We start from the raw sequence: 22,274 nt of genomic DNA, 5'->3' as shown, positions 1-22,274 counted from the left end.
GATGCGTTCATCCGGCCTTGAAGGCAGGCTCGTCCTCGTCACCGGCGCCTCAGGTGGCATCGGCCGCGCCGTGGCCGAGGCCTTCCTCGCAGAAGGCGCGCGGGTTGTGGCGACAGACGTTGATATTTCAAGACTTTCGCCCTCCGATCGCCTGCACCCCATGGCGCTCGACGTTGCGGATTCCGCCGCCACCGAAGCCCTGGTGGCGGAGGTGGAGAAGCGGCTCGGCCCGATCCATGCCGGCATCAGCGTCGCCGGCATCCTGGCCACGGGACTGGTGACGCAGATGTCCGACGCCGACTGGCGCCGCGTCTTTGCCGTGAACGTGGATGGGGTGTTCCACCTGGGCCGTGCGTTGGGTCGGCGCATGGCGCCACGCGGGGAAGGGGTCATCGTGGTGGTCAGCTCGAATGCCGCAGGCGTGCCGCGCCATGCCATGGCTGCCTATGCCGCCTCCAAGGCCGCCGCCACCATGTTCACCCGCTGCCTCGGGCTGGAACTGGCGCCGCATGGCATCCGCTGCAACATCGTCGCCCCCGGATCGACCCTGACGCCGATGCAGACCGGCATGTGGGCCGGTCCGGAAGGCGCCGCAGCCGTCATCGCCGGCTCGCCGCAAACCTTCAAGGCCGGGATTCCGCTCGGCAAGCTCGCGACGCCACAGGACGTGGCGGACGCGGTGGTTTTCCTCGCCTCCGATCGGGCCGGCCACATCACCATGGCCGACCTCTATGTGGATGGCGGGGCGACCCTGCGCGGCTGATGCCTACCGACGCTTGAACTTGGGCGGCACGCCATAGACCTTCTTGAAGGCCACCGTGAAGTTGGAAGGGTCGGCATATCCGGCCGAATAGGCGGCTTGAGCGATGGTGACGCCCTCGCGCTCCAGAGAGGCACAAGCCTGCGCCAGCCGCTCGCGGCGAATGAACTCGAACACGGTCATCTGGAAGTGTTCCTTGAAGTGCCGCTGCACTGAGGAGACGCTGGCCCCCACTTCCGCGGCGATCTCCTCGATGGTCAGGCTCTTGTCGAGATTCTCCAGCACATAATCGCGCACCCGCTCGCTGCGCCGTCGGCTCACCAGCTGAGGCCGGGGCCGTTCCTCCTCCGAACGTTCGGACATGGCGACGCAGGCGAGGCACATGATGTCGAGGGCCCGCGAGTTGCGGTAGAGCGCGCGCACTTCCCCTTCCATGGACGGCGGCGGCTGGAGGATCTGCTCCGCGAGTTGCCGGATGTGGACGCTGACGGGAAAGCTCAGCTGGGCCAGATGCGTCGACAGGAAATCGTGCAGCGCAGAGCTGCCGTTTCCGCGGGTCCGCATGAGCCAATCCATCCAGGGATGGGGGGCCGAGATCATAATCTTCCGCAAGGGAATGGTGCTGTCGTTCTCGAATCGCAGACGGGCAAATCGGGCAACATTGAGCAGGAAGACAACCGGACGCGCATCGTCGCCGCAGCCGGCGTCGATCCGGAATGGCGCGTCATCGATGACGAAATGCTGGGCTCCCTGCAGCAGCACCATCACGACGAATTTCGGCCAAATCTCATAAACCGTTGTGTCGGGTGCGCAATTTGGCTCCCCGTCGACGGTTCCGACGAACAAATGCTGTGGGATATCCATTCTCAAGACCGCACTTTAGAATTCCTAAGATTCAAGACATGCAGTTCGCGCTGCCCGCATGCCGTTTTTGCGAAAATCTTTTCTGCTCGCGCAACGACCACTGACGTCGACGCATGAAATACTAAATCTTATACATGTGGTGCTGCGTCAAGGTTTCTCACGCGAAGGGGCGCGCGTGACGTGTTTTCAGGGGCTTGGACCATGGTCTTTCATTGCCGATCCGCTTTCGGTTCTCGCACGGCTTTTCACGCCGGTCTCCTTGGTGCTGTCAGCCTGCTGGCGGTCAGCGCCGCTCAGGCGCAGGAGAGCCCCGCTGTCGCGCTGGGAACGGTGAATGTCGACGCCCTCGATGAGCGCGGCGACGGCCCGGTGCAGGGCTATGTCGCGCGCCAGAGCCTGAGCGGCACCAAGACGGACACGCCCATCGCGGAGACCCCGCAATCCATCTCCGTGGTGCCGCGGCAGCAGATGGAAGACCAGCAGGTCGAGTCGGTCGCCGAGGCCCTGCGGTACACGCCCGGTGTGTTCTCGGAGTATCGCGGCGCCTCGAACGTGCGCGACGAGGTTATCGTCCGTGGCTTCGCCTATGTGCCGCGCTATCTCGACGGCATGCTGCTGGGCGGTGACGCCGACTATGCCAAGATCTACCCTTACCTGCTCGAGCGGGTCGAACTGCTCGCCGGTCCCTCGTCGGTGCTTTATGGCCAGGTCAATCCCGGCGGCATCATCAACATGGTCAGCAAGAAGCCGATCTTCGACCATCCCCTGCGCGAGGTGGAACTGACCATCGGCAACAACATGATGTTCCAGGGCTCGTTCGACTTCTCCGACCGCATCGTCGGCAGCGACACCCTGGCCTTCCGCATCGTCGGAACCGGCCTTTCCACCAATCTGCAGGAGAATTTTGCCAAGCAGCAGGGCATCGCCATCGCCCCCTCGCTGACCTGGGCGCCCAGCGCCGACACGACCCTCACCATTCTTTCCGGCTTCGAGTACGAACCGGACTTCGGCTACCGCAACTTCCTCGATGCGGCCGGCACGGTGTGGCCCATCAAGGGCTATGGCTACTCCAAAGACGGGGGCCAACACCGTGGTTCACCGCACGGCTTCCGGCGGCGGCGATACCTGGGGCACTTTCACCAACGACAATCAGGCCGAGTTCAAGCTTTCCACCGGTCCCGCGGAACACACCATCCTCGCCGGCCTCGACTATCGCTTCCGCTCGCGCGAGTACAACTGGGGCTACAACTGGTCGGACGTGCCCACCATCAGCCTCACCAACCCCATCTACGGCTATAATTTCTCCAATCTGGTGCTCAGCCCCTATTCGGACCAGGAAATGTCCGCGGGCCAGCTCGGCCTCTACCTTCAGGATCAGGTCAAGATCGGCGACCTGCACCTGATCGCCGGCATCCGCGAGGACTGGGCCGATACGTCCATCACCGAATATGTGAGCCCGAGCGCGGTGGGCTACAATGACAGCGCCTTCACCTATCGGGTCGGCGCCCTTTACACCTTCTCGAACGGCATCGCGCCCTATGCGAGCTATTCCACCTCGTTCGAGCCGGCGATCTATGCGCCGCCCTCCGGCGAGGCGCCGTTCAAGCCGACCACCGCGCAGCAGTTCGAGGTGGGCGTGAAGTATGCGCCGGAAGGCACCCGCACCCTGCTCACCGCAGCCTTCTACGACATCTGGCAGCAGAACGTGGTGCAGAACATCTATGTCCCGGCTTATGGCGCCTATGTCTATCAGCAGATCGGCGAGGTCCACAATCGCGGCTTCGAATTCTCCGCCCGCACCGAGGTGAACAAGAACATCTCACTTATCGCCGCCTATTCCTATATCGACAGCACCATCACGGAGACCGGCGTGGCGAGCGAGCTGGGCAAGACCCCCTCGCGCATCCCGCAGAACACGGCGTCGCTGTGGGCCACCTACGCCTTCGACAGCGGCACCCTGCGCGGGCTGGAGGTGGGCGGAGGCGTGCGCTACATCGGCACCAGCTGGGGCAACAATGCCAACACCTTCGAGGTGCCGGCCTATACCCTGTTCGATGCCATGCTGAAGTATGACCTCGGCGTGCTCGACGCCCGGATGAAGGGGGCCCAGTTGCAGGTCAATGCCAAGAATATCGGCGACCTGACCTATGTGGCCTCCTGCGCCAATGCCTATGCGTGCTTCTACGGGGAGGGTCTCTCAGTGACCGGGAGCGTGAAATACAATTGGTGAGGAGCACTGCATCATGTGGGGGCGGGCCGACAGAATGGAGCGGGCTTTGTGCGCGCCCCGTTCTTTGCGCGGCTCGCATCCTGTTCGCGTTGGCCATACTGGCGTTTGCCCCTGCGCCGCTGCGCGCAGCGGCGCAGGGGACTGCGATGGATCGGCCTTTGGCATCCGCGCGTCTCGCGGGTGGTGGGCGTGTCGACCTGCCGGAGATGCCGGTCGGCAGCAGCGCCATCCTCGCGCTGGATGCGCATCCGGGCGACTATGTCCGGGGCCAGTTGAAGGTGAAGGCGGGTCGCTTCGACCTCGACCTCATCTTCGCCGACGGCCGTCACCTCAGGCGGCTCGCCAGCGATGCCGAGGGGGTGGCGACCTTCCAGTTCATGGTGCCGCAGACCGGCCTGCGGTTGGTGGCAACGGCCCGCGCCGCCGGGATGGCGTCGCTCGAGATCACGATGCGGCTTGCCCCCGGTCAACAGACGGCGCCGGCCTCCTCGCTGATGAGCCCGAGGATGGCCGCACTCTCGGCAGAGATCGCACGCGGCGGGACGACGCAGACATTCTGGGAGGAGGTGAGGCAGCGCGGCACGCCCCTGGTCGAGCCGGGTGGAGACGGCGACGTCATCCTCACTTTCCTCGCGCGGGGCGCCCGCACCAACGTCCGCCTCGTCGGCGCTCCCTCCGGCGACCATGAATGGTTGCAGCGGCTTGGCGACAGCGATGTCTGGTTCGAGAGCTTTCGGGTTCCTCCCGACACCCGCCTGTCCTACAAGCTGGCGCCGGACGTGCCGGACCTTCCCGGCAGCCGGCGGGAACGCCGCATGGCTCTGCTGGCCACGGCCGCAGCCGACCCGCTGAACCACGCGCCCTGGCCCGCCGACGCCCCGGACGCCTACAATCAGGATTCGACGCTGGAACTGCCCGGGGCTCCGGTCCAGCCCGGCCTGACCCCGAGGAATGTCCCCCACGGTGCCCTTTCGGAGGTTCGGATTGCGAGCCGGCGCCTCGGCAACACCCGCACGATCACGATCTACACCCCGCCGGGCTTTGATCCGAAGGACCCGCGCAACGTGTTGCTCATTGTGTTCGACGCCCGCGCCTATCTCACCAAGGTGCCGACCCCGACCATCCTCGACAATCTCATCGCTGAGGGACGGCTTCCGCCTGTGGTCGCCGTCTTCGTCTCCGAAATCGATCCGCCGACACGCAGCCGGGAACTTCCGGGCAATGACGCCTTCGCTGATTACATGGCGGGCGAGGTCCTCCCTCTCGTCCGGTCCCGGACCGGGGCGAACATCCCAGCCGTGCGCACCATCCTCGCGGGATCGAGCTATGGCGGGCTCGCGGCCGCGACGGTCGCGCTGCGCCATCCAGACCGCTTCGGCAACGCCATCGCCTTGTCCGGGTCGTTCTGGTGGCATCCGGACAGCGCGCCCGCGGACGCTCCGGAGCATGTGGCCGAGCAGGTTGCGACGGAGCCGGTTCGCGCCGTGCGCTTTCACCTGACCGCCGGCCTGTTCGAGGCGGCACACGAGGATACGCCCGGCATTCTGGAGACATCGCGCCACCTGCGCGATGTGCTGCGGGCGAAGGGATATGACGTGAGTTACCTTGAATATGCCGGCGGGCACGATTATCTGGTCTGGCGCGGTGCCCTCGCCGATGCCCTGCTCGCGCTCCTGCCGCGTCTCTAGGGCGAGACTATCGATAATAGGCCGCGAGGCGCGTGCCCGCGATCTCGTGCACGGCAATGTCCATGTCGTAGACGGCTCGCAGGACCTCCGGGCGCATGACGGCCGCGGGAGCCTCCTGGAGGATCAACCGCCCCTCCTTCATGGCGACGATCCGGTCCGCGTGGCACGACGCGAAATTGATGTCGTGGATCACCACCACCACCGTCTTGCCGAGATCGTCAGCGGCGCGGCGCAGCAGGCGCATGATCGCCGCGGCATGTTTCATGTCGAGATTGTTCAGCGGCTCGTCCAGCAGCAGGCAGGCGGGATCCTGCGCGAGCACCATGGCGATGAAGGCGCGTTGCCTCTGCCCGCCGGACAGTTCGTCGATGAGACGGTCCTGCACCGCAGACAGGTCCACATAGGCGATGGCGTCGGAAACCCGCTCGGCGTCCTCGCGCGTAAGGCGGCCCCGGGAATAGGGGAAGCGGCCGAAGGCGACCAGCTCGGCCACCGTAAGGCGCGGCGTGATCTGGTTGTTTTGCTTCAGGATGGCGAGCCGGCGGGCCAGAACCGCGCCGGGGGTCGCGAAGACGTCCAGCCCATCCACGTGCACAGTCCCCGCATCGGGTGAGAGCAGGCGGGCCATGATGGAGAGGAGGGTGGACTTGCCGGCGCCGTTCGGCCCGATGAGGGCGGTGAGGCCGCCCTTCGGCAGGCTCAGGCTCACATCGTCGAGCACACGCGTGGTGCCATAGGATTTGGAGACGTTGGCGACCTTGATCATGCACGCGCCCCGCGCAGCAGTAGCAGGATGAAGACGATGCCGCCGCCGAACTCAATGACCACGCTCAGGGCCGCGTCATAGCCCAGCACGCGCTCCAGCACGGTCTGGCCGGCGGCAAGGCAGGCGATGGCGATCAGGGCGGCGGCCGGCAGGGTGTAGCGGTGGCGGTCAGTGCCCAGGGCGATGTAGGCGAAGTTCGAGACCAGCAGTCCGAAGAACATCACCGGCCCGACCAGCGCCGTGGACACGGACACCAGCAGCGCCACCAGCACGATGAGGAGCTTCACCATGCGGCCGTGGTCCACGCCCAGGCTGATCGCCGCGTCGCGCCCCAGCGCGAGCACGTCAAGCACCGGCACGAGCCGCACTGCCACGACGCAGGCGGCGAGGATAATCAGGGCGGCCACCGGCAGCAGGTTCGTGTCCACCATGTTGAAGCGGGTGAACATCATGGACTGGAGCACCGAGAACTCATTCGGGTCCAGGATGCGCTGGAGGAGATTGGCGAGCCCGCGGCACAGCACCCCGAAGACGAGGCCGGACAGCACCACTAGATGAAGCCCCCGACGCCCGTCGAACAGCCAGCGGAACAGGGCGAGCACCGCAGCGGTCAGAAGCACCGCCTCCGCGAAAAAGCGAAGGCGGGGATCGAGCGCCGTCGCGGCGCCTCCACCGAGCCCGAACACAGCGAGCGTCTGCAGCGTCACATACAGGGCGTCGAAGCCCATCACGGCAGGCGTGAGAATGCGGTTTTCCGTGAGTGTCTGGAACAGCACCGTGGACACCGCGACCGCAATGCCCACCAGCACCAGCCCCGCCAGCTTGCCGCCGCGCAGAGTGAGAACGAAGCCCCAGTTTCCGCGTGCGCCCACGGTCATGAAGCTCGCCATCGCCAGCAGCGCAACGAAGCCGAGGAGAAGGAGCACATTGCGTGCCCGGGTGTGTCCTGCCTCAGCCAAGGCGCAGCCGCCGCCTGAGGAGAAGATAGAGAAACAGCGCGCTGCCCGCGACGCCGGCCACGGTACCCACCGGAATTTCGTAGGGATAGCGCACCAGCCGCCCGACGATATCGCAGGCCAGCAGGAAGGCCGCTCCGGACAGAGCGATCCAAGGCAGCGTCCGGCGAAGATTGTCGCCGAGCGCCAGGGCCACCAGATTGGCGACGATCAGGCCGAGGAAGGGGACGGTTCCGGCCGTGGCGATGCAGGCGGCGGTGGCGAGGGCGACGATGGCGAGGCCCATGGCGACGATGCGCCGGTAATCGAGGCCGAGATTGGTGGCGAAGGCATCCCCCAACCCAGCGGCGGTGAAGCGATCGGCAGTGGCATAGGCGATGCCCGCCAGCACAACCGTGAGCCAGAGCAGTTCATAGCGCCCCCGCAGCACGCCGGAGAAATTTCCTGTCGTCCACGCCCCCAGCGCCTGCAGAAGATCATAGCGATAGGCGATGAAGACGGAGAGGGCGTCGATGACCCCGCCGAGCATCAGCCCCACCAGTGGCACCAGCACCGCGCCGCGGAAGGCCACGCGGGCGATGATCTTGAGAAAGAGCAAGGTGGCGACGAGGGCGAAGGCGGTTGCCACCGCCATCTTCGCAAGCGGCGGCCAGTCCGGCGCGGCGATGGTGGCGACGAGGAGGCCAAGCGTCGCCGCCTGCGCTGTCCCGGCCGTGGTCGGCTCCACGAAGCGGTTGCGGAACATCATCTGCATGAGCGCCGCGCAGACGCCCATGGCGAGGCCGGCGAACACCAGTGCCAGCGTGCGGGGGATACGGCTCGCCGCCAGCACCAGCAGACCGTGTCCCGCCTCACCCGTGAACAGCGCCAGCGGTGTCACGCCGACCCCGACGAGCACGCTCACCCCGGCCAGCGCCACGAGACCGGCGAGTGCGCCGGCGAATGGTGGCGAGAACATGCGCGCGGCGCCGGGAGATCCCTCGCGGGGCAGCATGTCTACTGACCCTGCTTCGCCTCGAAGGCGGAGGCGAGTGTCTCGACAATGGTCGGCAAAGCAGCGCCGCCGTTGCCGACGATGTACCAACGGACCGGGTCCAAATAGAGGATGCGGCCGTTGCGCGCGGCGTGGGTGGCGGCGATGATCTCGTTGTCCATCACGGCACGCGCTGCCATGCCCGCATGGCCGGTCGCCGCATCGCGGTCGAGCACCAGAAGCCAATCCGGGTCCGTCTTGAGGATGTATTCGAAGGACACGACCTCGCCATGGGCGGATGCAGCGGCGCTCTTGGCGATGGGCCTCAGCCCCAACTCGTCGTAGAGCCAGCCGAAGCGCGAGCCGGCACCGAAGGCTGTGAGCTTGCCGCCGTTGACCATCACCAGCAGGACGGTGCCGGCCTTGGAAGCCACAGCCTTGACCCGTCCGATGGCAGCATCGAGCCGTGCCGTCAGCGCGGAGGCCTCCCCCTCCTTGCCATAGAGACGGCCCAGGAGTTCAACCTGAGCCCGCGTGCCCGACACGAAGCGGTCTGCGGGCACGGTGAGGTCGACGGTGGGCGCGAGACGCGACAAGTCTGCATATTTCGCGGCCGAACGCGGCCCTACGATGATGAGATCCGGCTCTGCCGCGTTCACGGCCTCGTAATCGGGTTCGAACAGGGTGCCGACCTTCGCGTAGCGGCGGTCACGATACGTCCCAAGGTAGTCGGGAAGATTGGAGCCAGGCACGCCGACGACCGCAGCCCCCAGCGCGTGGAGCGTATCGAGCGCACCGATGTCGAAGACGATGGTTCTTTGCGGAGGCGCGTTGACTGCCGTCTTGCCGCGCGCGTGTTCCACGATGACATCGGCCGCCTGGACCGCCGGCGCCAGCAGCGGCGTCGCGCCGACGATCGTCAGCAACAGCCACGCCAGGCGGGCGAAGCCAAACGAATTTGACCTGCGAACAAGAGCTGACATGGATACGCGCGCCGTTCCCGCAAATGTTTTTGACGATTACTCAAAGATCCATATATATTTGAAACTTTTAGCATTTATTCTAGAGAATGCACATCCGGGTGCAGGCGACTTGTGCCGCAGCCCTTTGCCGCGCCGGGTGTAAGGCCAGGCACCGGCATCACCGCATGGATTTGGGTGGCACGCCGAAGGCGCGCTTGAAGGCGGTCGAAAAATTGGCGGAGGAGGTGTAGCCAGCAATGGTCGCGGCTTCGGTCACGGAGATGCCTTCCGCCACCAGCGCATCGCGTGCCCGCTCCAGCCGGCGCTTCCTGACGTATTCGAACACGGTGCTTCCGAAGACGCTGCGGAAGGCGCGCTGCAGGCTGGTGACGCTCATGCCGGCCTCCTGCGCCACCTGCTCCAGGCTGAGCCCCTCGCCGAGGCGTGCTTCCAGATAATCCTGCACGTGCCACATGCGCTGCTTGAGCCGAGGCCGCGGGCGTTCTGACTCGACCGCTCCGTCCCCGATCATGGAGAAGGCCTCGAACAGCAATTCCATCGCCCGGCTCTCCAAATAGAGATCGCGCAGGAATGGAGCATAGGGCGGCGCCAGCAGAATCTGCTCGGCGATAGCGGCGAGCCGGGCGGAGGCGGTCCAGCGCACGTTGGCGAGGTGGTCGCCGGTGATGCGGCGCATCTGCCCCTGCCGATCCATCCTGTCCGCCTCCGCGGCGGCGAGCCATTCGGCAGGAACGGTGATATTCACCTTGCGCACGTGCAGTCCGCGCCGGCCCTTGCGGATGAACAGGTCCGGCTGGGTGCGCACCAGCACCGCCGCATCGCCGCCAGCCGCCCGACCAAAGCGGAACGGCCGTCCGCCAAGCGACACGTCCGCATGGCCTTCCAGAAACAGGCTCAGCGTAATGCCCTCGGAATGCACCACTTGGCTTGTCAGGTCGTGCAGATCCCAGGTGTCGGTGGCGTGAACGACGACGCCGCTGCGCAGCGCGGTCATCACATAGCTGCCGCGCAGCACCGGCACGTTGGCTACGGACTGCGGCGCCGTCACGGAAAAGGCGGTGCCGGCGAGGCGCGACAAGGCGGCGATCTGGGCGCAGCTCACCAGTTGGTCCTCGCCCATCGGCGGGGCCACCGGCCGCCCCTGCAGGCGTCGATGCGGTGAAGGATCGCTCATGGTCCAAATGGGCGCGCCTCACCCGCGCCTGTCAACCGGGGCCAGAAAGGATTGATTTATTATCATTCCAATCAGTGAGAATTCGTGAGCCTGAAGCTCTATCAGTTCCATTCTTTAGGCGAGCGCTCAAAAGATTTGCATCATCCCGCAAAGGACCCTACGGCCAATTTAGGCAAGACTCCGTTCCCGCATGGTTTGTCTTGGCTTATGGGTATCAGGCGGGGATTGTGATGCGTCGTTTTCGACTTTCGAACAAAGGTGCGGTTGCGCCCGAACTGCCTGCACGCCGCGCCGGAGCGGCGCTGATTTCCGGTGTGGTAGTCTCGGCTCTGGCGGCGGTTCCGGCACTTGCGCAGACGGTGGAGCCGGAGACCTTTATCGGCACGGTGTCGGTGGACGCCGAGAGCGGGCAGGCGGGGGTCTATACCGAGGGCAAGGACACCTACACGGCCTCCGAAACAACCGTGGGCGTCGGTGCGCCGACGCCGGTGCGGGAAATCCCCCAGTCCATTTCCACGGTGACGCGCCAGCGCATCGATGACCAGAACTTCACCCAACTTGAAGACGCCATGCGCCGCACCACCGGCATGGTGATTCTCGCCAACGACCAGGGCCGCTCCTCCATCTTCTCCCGCGGCTTCGAGATCGACACGTTGTTGGTGAATAACCTGCCGGCACCGCTCTCCTCCATCCTCGGCACCCAGCCGGACCTCTTCATCTTCGACCGCCTCGACGTGCTGAAGGGGCCGGCCGGTCTCTTCTACGGCAGCGCCGGCGGCGGCAACGGAGGGCCGGGCGGCGTCATCAACGGCACGCTGAAGCCGGCCCTCGACAAATATTTCCTCAATTCCGACGTCAGCTACGGCTCGTGGGACTTCGTGCGCGCCGAGGTGGACGCGGGCGGCAAGCTCAACGAGAAGGGCACGGTGCGCGCGCGCATCGGCGGCGCCTTCCAGGACCGCGACAGCTTCGTCGACTACAACCAGAATCAGGTCTGGGTCGGCTACGGCACCCTCGCCTTCGACATCACCGACGACACCACCCTCTCGCTCTATGCCTGGCACCAGGAGCGCGAGATGCTGCCCTTCAACGGGCTGCCGGCCATCAATCTTGGGAATGGCGAGGGCAAACTGCTCGACGTGCCGCGCTCGACCTTCGTGGGCGGCTTGTGGAACCGCTTCGACAATGAGACCACGGACTATCTCGCCGAGTTGAAGCACGACCTCGCCGACGGCGGCGAGGCCAAGGCCTCTCTGCGCTATTCGGACCGCTACATCGATTACAAATACGCCTATGGCCGGTCCGCCGTGAGCATCAATCCCGCGACGCTCGGCAATTTCACCATGCAATACACGGCGGCGAAGGTGTGGGAGACTTCCCTCTCCGGGGATGCCCATGTGGCAACGCCGGTCCAGGCCTTTGGCCAGGAGCATAACATCACGGTGGGCGCCGACTTCCGCAGCGTGGACCAGACCCAGCTCTCGCCCACCTCGACCACGCTGCCCGGCACCTACAACATCTATAATTTCAATCCCTATGCGGTGCTCGAGCCTGTCACACTCTACAATCGGGAGAGCGTGACCGACCCCACCCAGTACGGCGTCTATGGCCAGGCCAAGATCAACCCCATCGAGCAGGTGCACATCATCCTCGGCGGGCGGTTGTCCTGGTACGACGCGACCTCGAACGTGACCACCGCAACCGGCGGCAGCCTCACGCGCACCACGAGTTCCGTGGATGTCGACAACGAATTCCTGCCCTATGCCGGCTTCGTGGTGGATCTCACCAAGGAGGTTTCGGCCTATGGCAGCTACACCACCACCTTCGTGCCCCAGACCGAGCTGAACGCCGCCGGCGACGTGCTGCCGCCACGCCAAGGCTACCAGTATGAGGCGGGGCTGAAGGGCTCCTTCTTCGACGGGGCTCTCAATGCTTCGGCGGCCATGTTCCTCATTCGCGACAACAACCGCGCGCTCGCAACCGATGTTGCGAATGTCTACGTCGCCTCGGGAGAGGTGCAGGTCTTGGGCTGGGAGGCGGAAGTCAGCGGCAAGCTGGCGCCGGGCTGGGAGATCTATGCCGGCTATACCTACACCGAGACGGAATATCTCACCGCCACGCCGGCCCAGCTGAAAGCGGGCTTCAGCACCTATACGCCGAAGCACAACTACAATCTGTGGACCAAGTACGAGTTCCAGGACCCCACCCTGAAGGGCTGGCATGTGGCGGGCGGCATCAAGATCCTCTCCAGCTTCTACACCAAGTCCGGCGGCGTGACCCTCACGGAGGACGGTTACACGGTGGTGGACGCGCAACTGGGCTACAAATTCAACGAGAACTGGAAGGCGACCCTCACCGCCACCAATCTCTTCGACGAAGTCTACTACACCCGCGTCGGATCGACGGCCCTTTTCAATTTCTACGGCGAGCCGCGCGGCTACTGGCTGAAAGTGAGCGCGACCTACTGACCATGCTGAAGACCCTCGCTCCCCTCGCGCTTGCCGCAGGCCTTGCATTGATACCGGGTCTTTCCGTCGCGGCGGACCCGGTGGCGATCCCGGGCCTCGAGGAACGCACCCTCATTTCCAAGGCCGGCCTGCCGTATCGCATCTTCATCGCGGTGCCGAAGGAGCCGCCGCCCACCGCCGGCTATCCCGTGGCCTACGTGCTGGACGGCAATTCGGTCGCCGGCACCCTCGCCGACATCGTCCGCACACAGACCCGCGCCCAGGGTGGATTGATGGAGCCGGCCCTGATGGTCGCCATCGGCTATCCCGGCGACGCGCCTATCAACATGACGCGGCGTGCGCTCGACCTCACCTCGGTGAAGGCGACGCCGCAGAAGGGATCGTGGACCTATCTCACACCCGAAGGCACGGGGGGTGCGGACGCCTTCCTTGCCTTTATCGAGGACGAACTCAAGCCGGTCATCGCTGGTGCCTTCAGGGTTGACCCCTCCCGGCAAGCCCTGATCGGCCATTCCTTCGGTGGCCTGTTCACGTTGCATGTACTGTTCACGCGTCCGGCTGCCTTCTCCACGTATGTCGCCGCGAGCCCCTCCCTGTGGTGGGCGGATGGCGCGGTGCTCAAGGAGGCGGATGGGCTCGCGGGGCGGCTACCGAAGCCGCCCCGCCGTGTCCTCATCACCGTCGGTGCCTATGAGCAGGACCTCCATCCCGCCCTTCGCGATCGGGAGGATTCCGAAGCCTTGGCCCGCAAGCTCGCCGAGCGGCGGATGGTGGACAGCGCCCGCGATCTCGCTGCCGAACTTGCCGCCTTGCCGGGCGCACCGCTGGACGTGACCTTGTTCGTTATTCCCGGCCAGACGCATACGTCCGCTGCGCCCTACGCCCTCCTTATGGGCCTTGCTGCCTTTCTCGGCCCGGTGCCGGCAGGCGAGGGGCGCCGTTGACGGCGAAGGGTCGCGCCGCGCGCTATCGCGGCATCCGGGTGCTGGAGGTGCTGCGCACGGAACAGGTCGCGCGGCGTATGCGCCGCATCGTGCTCGGCGGCGCGGAGATCGAGGGGTTCGGCGATGGCCCCAACATAAAGCTGCTCATTCCGCCAGCTGGTCTTTCCCCACCCGAATGGCCGCTGGCGGATCGCGATGGTCACCCCATTTGGCCGGCGGACGGGCGACGTCCTGCCGTTCGGACGTTTTCGGCCCGTCGGTTCGATGCAGACAGGGGCGAACTGACGGTGGATTTCGCTTGCCACGGGGGCGACGGACCGGCTGCGCAGTTTGCTCGCCGCGCCCGTCCCGGCGATCTGGTGGGCGTCGGCGGCCCCGGCGGACGGATCCTGCCGGATGCGGACTTTCATCTGCTCGTCGGCGATGACTGCGGACTGCCATCGATCGCGAGCATTCTCGAACGCCTGCCTGGCCGTGCACGGGGCGCCTGCTTCATCGAGGTGGACGACGAGGAGGATTGCCTGCCGCTGCAAAAGCCTGCTGGGATGGAGGTTGCCTGGCTCATGCGGCGCGGCGCGGCGCCGGGAACCACGCGCCTGCTCGCCGATGCGGTCGTTGCGCTGGACCGGCCTTGCGACACCGGCTGTTCAGCCTGGATCGCAGCCGAATCCGCGTCGGTGCGAACCATTCGATCGCATCTCGTCAGGGACCGCGGGATGCCTCAGGCCGCCCTGGTGGCGATCGGCTACTGGAAGCGAGGGCTCTCCGAAACCGCCTACGATGCCGCGCACCGTCACGATCGTGATTTTGATCAGGTCGCCCGCCCCTGAAACCATGCCCGAGCACTGATTGGCTCAGGACACGTTATATATGCTAGGAGATGACGTCTGCGACGATGTGCGAGTGGAGAAAAAGGTATGCCCGCATCGGGCGTTCCGGGTGGCGATATTGCGCCAGTTCTTGAGTGGCGAACAGGTTCCACCTTATGCCGATGGCGGTAGAGGGCGCGGACATGAAGTTCCGCACGACGTCACTATGCCGCGGATCGGAACAGCAAGTTGAGATGGTTGCGCGCCCCCGCAACCAAATCCTTGGTTTCAAGGTCTCAAAAGGGTCGCCGCAAGGCGGCCCTTTTGCGTTTGGGCCCGGGTCCGCACCGAAGCCGATTTCGATCCCGTCACATGGAATATCACGCCCCCAATTCGCGCCGAGCTTAGGGGGCAGGTGATGGCGCGCTATGGAGGCACACCAGTCGCCCGAAGCTCACAGCAAGTCGCCCGCCCCTACGAGGCGTCGTGGGTACCTTTTGCGAGCGTCGCCCAATCCGCCGGCCGGCCGGTTGGGGTCACACGGCTCTGCTCCTCCCGACTGCGCAGGAGATGGGCCTTCGCCAGCATCTGCGCGCTGACGGGAGCGGTTAGGAAAAGAAACAGGGTGATAAGCAGTTCGTGAACGGAGAAGCTGCCCCGTGTCGCGGTGAAATAGACGATGGAGGCGATCAGCAGGGAGCCGATGCCCAGCGTGGTCGCCTTGGTCGGCCCGTGCAGGCGGGACATCATGTTCGGCAGGCGGGCGAGGCCGAGTGCGCCCACGAGCAGAAAGAAAGCGCCGACCAGAATGAGCGCGGCGACGACAGCCTCGATGACCGGGTTCATGCGCCCCTCCTATTCGATCACGTTGCCGCGCAGCAGGAACTTGCAGAAGGCCACGGTGGTGACGAAGCCGACCATGGCGAACAGCAGCGCCGCCTCGAAATACATGCCTGTGCCGTAGGCGATGCCGATCAGCACGATCAGCGCGATGGCCTCGATCACCAGCGTGTCCAGCGCCAGCACCCGGTCGGTGGCATCGGGACCGACCACCAGCCGGTACAGGGTGAGGCCGAGGGCCAGGCAGATGGCGCCCGCCGCGATGGCGATGGCGATGGTGATCATTCGAAGATCCTCTTCAGCCGGCTTTCGTAGCGCGCCTTTATGGCGGCGACGGCGCCTTCGGGGTCGCCTGCGTCGAGGCAGTGCACCAGAAGGGCCCTGCCGTCCGCACTGAGGTCGGCGCTCACGGTGCCCGGTGTCATGGTGATGGTGCCGGCGAGGACGGCGATGGCCTCCGGCGTCACGATGTCGAGGGGCACGGTCACATAGCGGGTGCGCAGCCTGTCGGCCGGCCGGAACAGGATGATCCCCGCGACCTCGATGTTGGATCGAACGATGTCCCACAGCACGATCAGCACGTAGCTCGCGATCGTCAGCGGCGCCTTCAGCATGGGCCGGCCGGGCCAGAACGGCGCGGTGAGGAGCGGGATGACGATGCCGAGGACGATGCCGAGCACCACCACGCCCGGCGTCGCTTCGTTCATCAGGAAGATGAAGACGAGGATGAGGAGCAACGTCAGCAAGGGATGGGGGAGAAGCCGCGCGCGCATGTCACTTCTCCGATGCGGCGGGCGCGCCGGGCAGCAGCACGGCCTCGATGTAGGAATTGCGGTCGAGGGCCTGCCGGGCGGCAAGGCTGAGCGCCTGCGTGGCCGGCCCTGCCGCGAGCGCCCATCCGACGATGGCCGCGAGCAGGAGCACCACTGCCGCAAGCCCCGGCAGCGCTGGCAGGGGCTTTCGCTCCGAGACCGGCCCGCTGGCCCAGAACAGCACCGAGCCCGCCCGGGCAAATCCGAAGGTCATCAAGAGGCTTGCGCCGAGGATGGCAGCCCAGATCCAGGGCCAGATGGCACAGGTGCGCACGGCTTGGAGGATCATCACCTTGCCGATGAAGCCGGACAGCGGCGGCAGGCCCACGAGGGCGATGGCGGCGAGGAAGAAGAGCCCGCCGAGCAGCGTCTCCCCGCCCATGGCGGGGGCCGGGATCAGCCGGTCGCTTGCGGCGCCGCGCTGCTCCTGCACGATGCCGGCGATGAGGAAGAGCGCCGCCCCGGCCAGCGTCGAGTGCACGAGATAATAGAGGCCGGCAGACAGACCCTCGACATCGAACAAGCCCACGGCGATGAGCAGCGTGCCCATGGATGCGATGACCGCGAAGGCGCTGAGATCGCGCAGCTTCCGGCTCCCCACGAGCCCGATCGTCCCCACCACCAGCGTCGCCAGCGCGGCGGGCATCACAAAGGGGGCCGCCGCCAGCGCAAGGGGCCCGGCACCGGCCCCGAAGACCAGGCCATAGACGCGGATGATGGCGTAGGCGCCGACCTTGGTCATGATCATGAACAAAGCGGCGGCTGGCGCGGACGTGCCGGCATAGGTGGCCGGCAGCCACCAGTGCAGCGGCACCAGCGCGGCCTTAGTGGCGAAGACGAGGAAGAGCAGCAGTGCGCCCGTCTTCAGCAAGGCGGCATCGGCCGGCGCAACCTGCGGCACCTTCACCGCGAGGTCGGCCATGTTGAGCGTGCCGGTGACGGCATAGATCAGGCCGACGCCCACCAGGAAGACGGCGGAAGCGAGCAGGTTGATCGCGACATACTGGAATCCGGCCTTCAGCCGACCGGGGCCGCCGCCGTGCAACATCAGGCCGTATGAGGCGATCAGCATCACCTCGAAGAACACGAACAGGTTGAACACGTCGCCGGTGAGGAAGGCGCCGTTGATGCCCATGAGCTGGAACTGGAACAGCGGGTGGAAATGCCGTCCGCGCCCATCCACCCCGCCGGCCGCATAGATCAGCACGCAGCCGGCGAGAACGGCGGTGAGGAGCAGCATCGTCGCCGAGAGCCGGTCCAGCACCAGGGTGATCCCGTAGGGCGCCGGCCAGTCGCCGAGCCGGTAGGCGCGGACCGTCCCATCGGAGGCGAGCGCGAACAGGACTATTGCGAGGGCAAGCAACAGCCCGGTTGCCGCGAGAGAGACGATGCGCTCGCGACGCAGGTGATGGCGCAGCGCGAGCACGAGAAAGGCGGCGGTGAGCGCGGGCAGCAGCACCGGCAGGATGATGGCGTGGTCGAGGGCGGAGATGGCGGGCGTCACGACGCATCTCCCTTGCCGCCGCGCGGCGCGTCGAGGTGGGAGCTGTCGGAGCCGGTCTCCAGGAAGCCGCGCAGCGCCAGGACGACGATCAAGGCGGTCATGCCGAAGGAGATGACGATGGCGGTGAGCACCAGCGCCTGCGGCAGCGGGTCGGTGTAGGCGGCCGCATCGGGCACGATCACCGGCGGCCGATCGATGGCGAGCCGGCCCATGGCGAACAGGAAGAGGTTCACCGCGTAGGACAGGAAGGTGAGGCCGAGGATCACCGGGAACGTGTGCGCTCGGAACACCAGATAGAGCCCGACGGCGGTGAGGATGCCGATGCCGGCGGCGAGAAGCAGCTCCATGGCTCAGCCCTCCCGCGCCCGGGAGGCGGCGGGCTCCAGCCGGACATCCATGGGCTCCGGATTGTGCGGGGCGGGATCGATCCGCCGTGCGACGCGGGAGAGCTGGGCCAGCGACAGCACCATCACGCCCACCACGGTGAGGAACACGCCGAGATCGAACGCCATGGCGGACGCGACCTCGAACTTGCCCACCACAGGCCACGTCAGATAGCCGAAGGTGGAGGTGAGGAAGGGCCGCCCGAACAGGAAGGCCGCCACGCCCGTGAGGCCGGCGATGGCGACGCCCGCGCCGATGTAGGATTGCGCATCCACCCGCATGCGCTCCGCCGCCCAGCCATAGCCGGAGGCGATGTATTGCATGATCAGGGCGATGGCCACCACGAGGCCGGCGATGAAGCCGCCGCCCGGCTCGTTGTGACCGCGCAGGAAGATGTAGGTGCCCACCACCAGCGACAGCGGCAGCAGCACGCGGGTCGCCATAACGAGAAGCAGGGGATGGGCGTCCATCGCCTCCTCGTGCGGCAGCATCGCCTTGATCCGGCGCACGGCGGCGCCTTTCAGGGCCGGGTCCAGCAGCGCATAGATGGCGAGGGCGGCGATGCCGAGCACGATGATCTCGGCAAAGGTATCGTAGCCGCGGAAGTCCACCAGGATCACGTTGACGACGTTCGTGCCGCCGCCGCCGGGTTTGGATTCGGCGAGGTAATAGTCCGAGATGGAGGTGCCGTCCCGGGTCATCACGCCATAGGCGAGAGCGGCGACGCCGAGGCCCGCGAGCCCTGCCAGGAGACCGTCGCGCCACCGCACGGCACGGCTTTCCTCAGGCGGCGTCGTCTTCGGCAGAAGGTTGAGGGCAAGCAGCATCAGGATGGTCGTCACCACGTCCACGGAAATCTGCGTCAAGGCGAGATCGGGCGCGGAAAACTGGAGGAAGGCGAGGGCCACGATGACGCCCACCACGCCGGTGAGGATCAGCGCGGTGAGCCGGTCGCCATGGCGCAGCAGAACCATGCCGCTGGCGAGCAGCAGGGCAAGGAAGGCGGTCGCGGCCGGCAGGCTCACCGGCAGCAGCGGCCGGGTTCCGGCCGCATGCGTCGCGCTCCAGAAACCGTAGCCGCCGACCGCCACCAGCGTGGCGAGGATCACGCCGGCATAGCGCGGCAGCGATCCGTCATGGACCGCCGCCACGGCGCGGCGGCTGGCGACGACCAGCCCGGCGCTGGCCGTCTCGAACATGGCCTTGGCATCCGGGCGCGGCAGGCGGAGGCGCAGCGCATCGGCGCGGCCGAAACCGAGCAGGAGCAGCGCGGCGCCGGCGAAAGCGGCAAGGCTCATGACCAAAGCGGGGGTGATGCCGTGCCACAAAGCGAGATGATACTCCGGCAGCGGGCCGCCGATCACCGCGCCGGCGGTCAGCGCCACCAGCGGGCCCGCGACGACGCCGGGCAGGATGCCGATGGCGATGACCGGCACCACCAGCACGGCCACGGGCAGCCACATGCCCACCGGCGGATCGTGTGGCTGGTGGGGATAATCGTGCCGCGCCTTGCCCAGGAAGGTGCCGATGGCGAAGCGAGCCGAATAGGCCACCGAGAACAGCGCGGCCACCGTCGCCAGCACGGGGAACAGGAAGTCGAGGCCGAGATAGGCGGTGTGGGCGGCCTCCTCCAGCATCATCTCCTTGGACAGGAAGCCGTTGAACAGCGGCACGCCGGCCATGGAGGCGGACGCCAGCAGCGCCAGCGTGCCCGTGACGGGCATCAGCCACACGAGCCCACCGAGACGCCGGATGTCGCGCGTGCCCGTCTCGTGATCCACGATGCCGGCGCTCATGAACAGGGCGGCCTTGAAGGTGGCGTGGTTGACGATATGGAACACCGCCGCCACCGCTGCCATGGGTGTGCCGAAGCCGAGCAGCATGGTCATGAGGCCCAGATGGCTCACGGTGGAGAAGGCCAGCAGCGCCTTCAGATCATCCTTGAACAGGGCGATCACCGCGCCGATCAGCATGGTGGCAAGGCCCACCGGGGCAACGATCAGGAACCAGACGTCCGTGCCGGCGAGCACCGGCCACAGGCGCGCGAGCAGGAACACGCCTGCCTTCACCATGGTGGCGGAGTGCAGATAGGCCGAGACCGGGGTCGGCGCCGCCATGGCGTGGGGCAGCCAGAAATGGAACGGGAACTGGGCCGACTTGGTGAAGGCCCCCAGGAGCACCAGCAGCAGCGCCGGCAGGTAGAGCGGGGAGGCGCGCACGATGTCGCCCCGCACCAGGATTTCCGACAACTGGTAGGAGCCTGCGGCTTCCGCCACCAGCAGCAACCCGGCGATGAGCGCGAGGCCGCCGCCGCCTGTCACCACCAGAGCCATGCGCGCGCCCTGCCGCGCGTCGGCGCGCTTGCGCCAGAAGCCGATGAGCAGGAAGGAGGTGAGGCTCGTCATCTCCCAGAAGACGAGCAGCGCGATGACGTTGTCCGACAGCACCACTCCCACCATCGCCCCCTGGAACAGGAGCAGATAGGTGAAGAAGCGGCCCATGGGATCCTCGCGCGACAGGTAATAGCGCGCATAGATGATGACGAGGAGGCCGATGGTGAGGATCATCGCGGCGAAGAAGAAGCCGAGCCCGTCCGCGAACACCGAGAAAGACAGGCCAATGGCCGGTACCCATGGTATTTCCGCTTTCGGAACCTCGCCCAAGAACACGGCCGGCGCGTGGCTCATAAGCAGTGCGAGAGCCAGCAGCGTGACGGCCCCTGTCGCCATCGCACAGGTGTTGCGGCCCGAGCGGATGACCAGCGGCGGCAGCAGCGCGCCGAAAAACGGCACGAGAACAACGAGAAGGAGTGTCATGCGGTCGAGGTCTCGTCTCGCCTGCGGGATGTCAGGTGGATGAGGCCGAAGCCCCCGCGGAGCCGCCGGGAAGTGCCGGCGGCGGAGGTGACCGCCCCCGCCTCAGTGATACAGGAAGACACAGGTTTTCGGCAGGCCCACGACGGTTTGCGTGGTGGAGCCGAAGATGAACTCCCTGAGGCCGCGGCGCCCATAGGCGCCCATCACCAGGAGCTCGAATCCGTCCACCACATGCCTGTCGATGACCTCGGAGGGATGGGCGCCTGAGGTGATCGGCCTGATCGACACCTCGTAGCCATGCCGGCTGAGATAGGTCTGAGCATCCGCCGCGAGGCGTTCCGCCGTCTCGCCCTGCGTATCGACCGAGACGACGGTGATCCTGCGGTCCGCCCAGCACCCCAGCAGCACGAAGAGCTGGAGCGCGCGCATGGCGGGGAGGCTGCCGTCATAGGCCACCAGCACGTCGCCGCCGGCCGGCGCCACGTCGGGGCAGACCAGCACGGGCCGTGGCGCGGCGTGGAGGAGCTGGCTCAGCGTATCCGAATTGCGCTCGCTGCCGGTGCCGCGGAACGTCACGTCGTGGCCGGTGACGACGAGATCGCAGAGCGCACTTGCGGCTGTGACCTGCTCGAAGGGGTCTCCCTTGAAGGCAAGCTGGGTGGCGGGGATGCCTTCGCGCGCGCAATCCCGCGCGAACGCCTCGGTCAAGGTATTGCTGGCACGCTCGGCCTCAGTCTGGAGGCCGCTTTCCATGCGCGCATGATAGGCGGCGGCCCCAATGGTCCCCAGCATGGGGGCTTCGATGTAGGAAAGATCGATCCCGCTAAGTGCAGTCAGGGAAACCTCGCCGCGCCGGGCAAGCGCTCTCGCATACGCGTTGGCAACCGTGCCGGCGGGGCTTTCCCCGAGCAGAAGCAACAGGTTTCTCATCATCGTAACGCCTCCGCCGCCGTCCGCCGGTCGCGCGCCGCGGTGCGCACCCAGCCTGCTCCGGTTCGTAGCATATTACGTAACGTCAATGAGGCGCGCGCATGGTCGCGCCGCATTCGGCGCTCCGGTGTGATCGTGAATGTCGGGTCGAGCGTGATGCCTGCCGTCGTGCCGCTGGCAGCGGCCGACTCCGCCAGCAGGCAGGCGATTGAGGGCTTCACACCTCGCTGATGCATGAACTTCGCGGCACCTGCTGCGGGGCAAGAAGGGGCAAAGTCACGCTCATCGATTGAGGTAATATAGAACTTATTCCTGTCGCTGGCTCACGCTATGAGGGGATCTGGCACATTCTTTTGAGCCAATTCTGGACCTA

Annotated in this window: 20 protein-coding genes and 2 pseudogenes; 9 read left to right on the top strand and 13 right to left on the bottom strand. The window is 66.3% G+C overall.

Features of this window, described 5'->3' with window-relative positions; all coding sequences use genetic code 11:
* Window position 1 precedes the first annotated feature (1 nt).
* Window positions 2–763 carry a 2,3-dihydro-2,3-dihydroxybenzoate dehydrogenase gene (locus D7006_RS14065; protein WP_237353475.1) on the top strand — a complete coding sequence of 254 codons (762 nt, stop codon included), beginning with the start codon at window positions 2–4 and terminating at the stop codon, window positions 761–763.
* A gap of 3 nt (window positions 764–766) precedes the next feature.
* On the opposite strand, the gene D7006_RS14060 is transcribed toward D7006_RS14065, so the two are convergent.
* Window positions 767–1,324, bottom strand: a complete 558-nt coding sequence (locus tag D7006_RS14060) for an AraC family transcriptional regulator (RefSeq protein ID WP_237353474.1) — start codon at window positions 1,322–1,324, stop codon at window positions 767–769.
* Between the two features lie 18 nt (window positions 1,325–1,342).
* Between D7006_RS14060 and D7006_RS14055 the strand changes: the two genes are divergently transcribed.
* From D7006_RS14055 to fes, 4 genes and pseudogenes are all read left to right on the top strand, one after another.
* Complete coding sequence (locus D7006_RS14055; protein ID WP_237353473.1) at window positions 1,343–1,741, top strand: hypothetical protein; 399 nt, start codon at window positions 1,343–1,345, stop codon at window positions 1,739–1,741.
* 84 nt (window positions 1,742–1,825) lie between these two features.
* A pseudogene (locus tag D7006_RS25400) lies at window positions 1,826–2,290 on the top strand (TonB-dependent receptor plug domain-containing protein); the annotation flags it as partial.
* Between the two features lie 424 nt (window positions 2,291–2,714).
* Window positions 2,715–3,854 carry a TonB-dependent siderophore receptor gene (locus D7006_RS14045; protein WP_237353472.1) on the top strand — a complete coding sequence of 380 codons (1,140 nt, stop codon included), beginning with the start codon at window positions 2,715–2,717 and terminating at the stop codon, window positions 3,852–3,854.
* Window positions 3,855–4,000: 146 nt separating this feature from the next.
* On the top strand, window positions 4,001–5,542 hold the full coding sequence (gene fes / locus D7006_RS14040; protein WP_237353471.1) for an enterochelin esterase: 1,542 nt from the start codon (window positions 4,001–4,003) through the stop codon (window positions 5,540–5,542).
* Between the two features lie 7 nt (window positions 5,543–5,549).
* On the opposite strand, the gene D7006_RS14035 is transcribed toward fes, so the two are convergent.
* The 5 genes from D7006_RS14035 to D7006_RS14015 all read right to left on the bottom strand — a co-directional run bounded on the left by D7006_RS14035 (window position 5,550) and on the right by D7006_RS14015 (window position 10,352).
* Entirely contained in the window at window positions 5,550–6,308 is a 759-nt protein-coding gene (locus tag D7006_RS14035) for an ABC transporter ATP-binding protein (protein ID WP_237353470.1), read from the bottom strand.
* The gene (locus D7006_RS14030; RefSeq protein WP_237356915.1) at window positions 6,305–7,198 is read right to left on the bottom strand and encodes an iron chelate uptake ABC transporter family permease subunit; all 894 of its coding nucleotides are present in this window, start codon (window positions 7,196–7,198) and stop codon (window positions 6,305–6,307) included. The genes D7006_RS14035 and D7006_RS14030 overlap by 4 nt, the downstream gene beginning before the upstream one ends.
* Window positions 7,199–7,259: 61 nt before the next feature.
* On the bottom strand, window positions 7,260–8,222 hold the full coding sequence (locus tag D7006_RS14025) for an ABC transporter permease (RefSeq protein ID WP_237353469.1): 963 nt from the start codon (window positions 8,220–8,222) through the stop codon (window positions 7,260–7,262).
* Window positions 8,223–8,260: 38 nt separating this feature from the next.
* On the bottom strand, window positions 8,261–9,163 hold the full coding sequence (locus D7006_RS14020; RefSeq protein ID WP_237353468.1) for a siderophore ABC transporter substrate-binding protein: 903 nt from the start codon (window positions 9,161–9,163) through the stop codon (window positions 8,261–8,263).
* Between the two features lie 214 nt (window positions 9,164–9,377).
* Entirely contained in the window at window positions 9,378–10,352 is a 975-nt protein-coding gene (locus D7006_RS14015) for an AraC family transcriptional regulator (RefSeq protein WP_237353467.1), read from the bottom strand.
* A gap of 272 nt (window positions 10,353–10,624) precedes the next feature.
* Here D7006_RS14015 and D7006_RS14010 point away from each other — a divergent pair, with 272 nt between their 5' ends.
* The 3 genes from D7006_RS14010 to D7006_RS14000 are packed head-to-tail and all read left to right on the top strand — an operon-like array spanning window position 10,625 to window position 14,636.
* Window positions 10,625–12,862, top strand: a complete 2,238-nt coding sequence (locus D7006_RS14010) for a TonB-dependent siderophore receptor (RefSeq protein WP_237353466.1) — start codon at window positions 10,625–10,627, stop codon at window positions 12,860–12,862.
* 2 nt (window positions 12,863–12,864) lie between these two features.
* Window positions 12,865–13,806 (top strand): alpha/beta hydrolase, encoded by a 942-nt coding sequence (locus D7006_RS14005; RefSeq protein ID WP_237353465.1) that lies wholly within the window; start codon window positions 12,865–12,867, stop codon window positions 13,804–13,806.
* The gene (locus D7006_RS14000; RefSeq protein WP_237353464.1) at window positions 13,803–14,636 is read left to right on the top strand and encodes a siderophore-interacting protein; all 834 of its coding nucleotides are present in this window, start codon (window positions 13,803–13,805) and stop codon (window positions 14,634–14,636) included. Before D7006_RS14005 ends, D7006_RS14000 begins: the two co-directional genes overlap by 4 nt.
* A 453-nt stretch (window positions 14,637–15,089) precedes the next feature.
* Here D7006_RS14000 and D7006_RS13995 read toward each other — a convergent pair whose 3' ends face one another.
* The 7 genes from D7006_RS13995 to D7006_RS13965 form a co-directional block, all read right to left on the bottom strand.
* Window positions 15,090–15,461 (bottom strand): Na+/H+ antiporter subunit G, encoded by a 372-nt coding sequence (locus D7006_RS13995; protein ID WP_237353463.1) that lies wholly within the window; start codon window positions 15,459–15,461, stop codon window positions 15,090–15,092.
* 9 nt (window positions 15,462–15,470) lie between these two features.
* Window positions 15,471–15,740, bottom strand: coding sequence for a K+/H+ antiporter subunit F (locus D7006_RS13990; RefSeq protein ID WP_237353462.1), 270 nt, complete (start codon window positions 15,738–15,740; stop codon window positions 15,471–15,473).
* The gene (locus D7006_RS13985) at window positions 15,737–16,228 is read right to left on the bottom strand and encodes a Na+/H+ antiporter subunit E (RefSeq protein ID WP_237353461.1); all 492 of its coding nucleotides are present in this window, start codon (window positions 16,226–16,228) and stop codon (window positions 15,737–15,739) included. The genes D7006_RS13990 and D7006_RS13985 overlap by 4 nt, the downstream gene beginning before the upstream one ends.
* Window position 16,229: 1 nt before the next feature.
* Window positions 16,230–17,771, bottom strand: coding sequence for a monovalent cation/H+ antiporter subunit D (locus D7006_RS13980; RefSeq protein ID WP_237353460.1), 1,542 nt, complete (start codon window positions 17,769–17,771; stop codon window positions 16,230–16,232).
* Window positions 17,768–18,118: a Na+/H+ antiporter subunit C gene (locus tag D7006_RS13975; protein WP_237353459.1), complete on the bottom strand. Its 351-nt coding sequence runs from the start codon at window positions 18,116–18,118 to the stop codon at window positions 17,768–17,770. The genes D7006_RS13980 and D7006_RS13975 overlap by 4 nt, the downstream gene beginning before the upstream one ends.
* 3 nt (window positions 18,119–18,121) lie before the next feature.
* Complete coding sequence (locus tag D7006_RS13970; RefSeq protein WP_237353458.1) at window positions 18,122–20,971, bottom strand: monovalent cation/H+ antiporter subunit A; 2,850 nt, start codon at window positions 20,969–20,971, stop codon at window positions 18,122–18,124.
* A gap of 102 nt (window positions 20,972–21,073) precedes the next feature.
* Entirely contained in the window at window positions 21,074–21,904 is an 831-nt protein-coding gene (locus D7006_RS13965) for a universal stress protein (protein ID WP_237353457.1), read from the bottom strand.
* 108 nt (window positions 21,905–22,012) lie between these two features.
* Between D7006_RS13965 and D7006_RS13960 the strand changes: the two are divergent.
* Window positions 22,013–22,143 (top strand): annotated as a pseudogene (locus tag D7006_RS13960) (short-chain dehydrogenase/reductase); the annotation flags it as partial.
* Window positions 22,144–22,274 lie beyond the last annotated feature (131 nt).

Source organism: Xanthobacter sp. YC-JY1 (genome assembly GCF_021730305.1).
Classification (GTDB): Bacteria; Pseudomonadota; Alphaproteobacteria; order Rhizobiales; family Xanthobacteraceae; genus Xanthobacter; species Xanthobacter flavus.
Note: the sequence above shows the minus strand (reverse complement) of the source record. Positions and strands in the feature narration are given on the sequence as shown.

Coding starts and splice junctions, on each gene's coding strand:
- fes (WP_237353471.1), top strand. CDS start 4,001: ATGGATCGGCCTTTGGCATCCGCGCGTCTCGCGGGTGGTGGGCGTGTC.
- D7006_RS13975 (WP_237353459.1), bottom strand. CDS start 18,118: ATGGAGCTGCTTCTCGCCGCCGGCATCGGCATCCTCACCGCCGTCGGG.
- D7006_RS14030 (WP_237356915.1), bottom strand. CDS start 7,198: ATGGCGAGCTTCATGACCGTGGGCGCACGCGGAAACTGGGGCTTCGTT.
- D7006_RS14035 (WP_237353470.1), bottom strand. CDS start 6,308: ATGATCAAGGTCGCCAACGTCTCCAAATCCTATGGCACCACGCGTGTG.
- D7006_RS13985 (WP_237353461.1), bottom strand. CDS start 16,228: ATGCGCGCGCGGCTTCTCCCCCATCCCTTGCTGACGTTGCTCCTCATC.
- D7006_RS13995 (WP_237353463.1), bottom strand. CDS start 15,461: ATGAACCCGGTCATCGAGGCTGTCGTCGCCGCGCTCATTCTGGTCGGC.
- D7006_RS13970 (WP_237353458.1), bottom strand. CDS start 20,971: ATGACACTCCTTCTCGTTGTTCTCGTGCCGTTTTTCGGCGCGCTGCTG.
- D7006_RS14005 (WP_237353465.1), top strand. CDS start 12,865: ATGCTGAAGACCCTCGCTCCCCTCGCGCTTGCCGCAGGCCTTGCATTG.
- D7006_RS14055 (WP_237353473.1), top strand. CDS start 1,343: ATGGGGGGCCGAGATCATAATCTTCCGCAAGGGAATGGTGCTGTCGTT.
- D7006_RS14060 (WP_237353474.1), bottom strand. CDS start 1,324: ATGCGGACCCGCGGAAACGGCAGCTCTGCGCTGCACGATTTCCTGTCG.
- D7006_RS14025 (WP_237353469.1), bottom strand. CDS start 8,222: ATGTTCTCGCCACCATTCGCCGGCGCACTCGCCGGTCTCGTGGCGCTG.
- D7006_RS13965 (WP_237353457.1), bottom strand. CDS start 21,904: ATGATGAGAAACCTGTTGCTTCTGCTCGGGGAAAGCCCCGCCGGCACG.
- D7006_RS14065 (WP_237353475.1), top strand. CDS start 2: ATGCGTTCATCCGGCCTTGAAGGCAGGCTCGTCCTCGTCACCGGCGCC.
- D7006_RS14010 (WP_237353466.1), top strand. CDS start 10,625: ATGCGTCGTTTTCGACTTTCGAACAAAGGTGCGGTTGCGCCCGAACTG.
- D7006_RS13990 (WP_237353462.1), bottom strand. CDS start 15,740: ATGATCACCATCGCCATCGCCATCGCGGCGGGCGCCATCTGCCTGGCC.